This window comes from Bartonella taylorii 8TBB (genome assembly GCF_902825155.1).
Classification (GTDB): domain Bacteria; phylum Pseudomonadota; class Alphaproteobacteria; order Rhizobiales; family Rhizobiaceae; genus Bartonella; species Bartonella taylorii_A.
Map to the genome: position 1 here is coordinate 1 of NZ_CADEAG010000046.1, position 745 is coordinate 745.

Annotated in this window: 2 protein-coding genes; both read left to right on the plus strand. The window is 38.0% G+C overall.

Going from position 1 to position 745, the window contains the following annotated elements; genetic code table 11:
• The first annotated feature begins 81 nt into the window (after positions 1-81).
• The gene (locus tag J7R13_RS08545) at positions 82-381 is read left to right on the plus strand and encodes a BrnT family toxin (protein WP_006925654.1); all 300 of its coding nucleotides are present in this window, start codon (positions 82-84) and stop codon (positions 379-381) included.
• On the plus strand, positions 359-664 hold the full coding sequence (locus J7R13_RS08550; RefSeq protein WP_208438287.1) for a BrnA antitoxin family protein: 306 nt from the start codon (positions 359-361) through the stop codon (positions 662-664). The genes J7R13_RS08545 and J7R13_RS08550 overlap by 23 nt, the downstream gene beginning before the upstream one ends.
• Positions 665-745: the final 81 nt, after the last annotated feature.

Consider the following 745-nt stretch of genomic DNA (forward strand, 5'->3'; position numbering starts at 1 on the left):
TTTAATATGCAAAAAAACATAAATAGTTCAGTGTTCATTTAAAACTCTTGATATACATACATAAATGTATTAACATAAGATATGAAAATAAGATTTGAATGGGATGAAACTAAAGCAAAAAGTAATCTTAGAAAGCACCGTGTAAGTTTTGAAATTGCTGCTCGTGTTTTCGCAGATCCGTTCGCCATGGTTAAACAAGACCGTATTGAAAACGGGGAATATCGTTGGCAAACTTTAGGGCTTGTGGATGGCTTTTTACTGCTGCTCGTAGCGCATACTGTCCATGATGATAAAGATGGTATAGAAGTAATCCGTATTATTTCAGCGCGGCGAGCTAACTCGAAAGAAAGGAAACGTTATGAAGAAGAAAGTTCGTTATGAAATTGATGTAGGTAACTTATCACCTTTGACAGATAAACAGAGAGTTGAAGTTGATAAACTGGCTGCAATGCCAGACGGTGCAATTGATCATAGTGATATTCCAACACTAGATGATGCATTCTGGAAAAACGCCGTTCGCAATCCATTCTATAAACCAACCAAAACTGTCACAACAGTGCGTGTGGATTCAGACGTTCTAGCATGGCTTAAAAGTCAAGGGAAAGGATATCAAACGCGGCTTAACGCCATTTTACGTGACGCCATGCTTCGTTCAATGCGTTGACTTCTTTCCTGCTACAAAGAAGTATCAAGCAGCTTCTGATAGTTTTTTTATTTCTTTGTTTATTTCCTCTATGAGGGGCTC

Coding starts and splice junctions, on each gene's coding strand:
- J7R13_RS08545 (WP_006925654.1), top strand. CDS start 82: ATGAAAATAAGATTTGAATGGGATGAAACTAAAGCAAAAAGTAATCTT.
- J7R13_RS08550 (WP_208438287.1), top strand. CDS start 359: ATGAAGAAGAAAGTTCGTTATGAAATTGATGTAGGTAACTTATCACCT.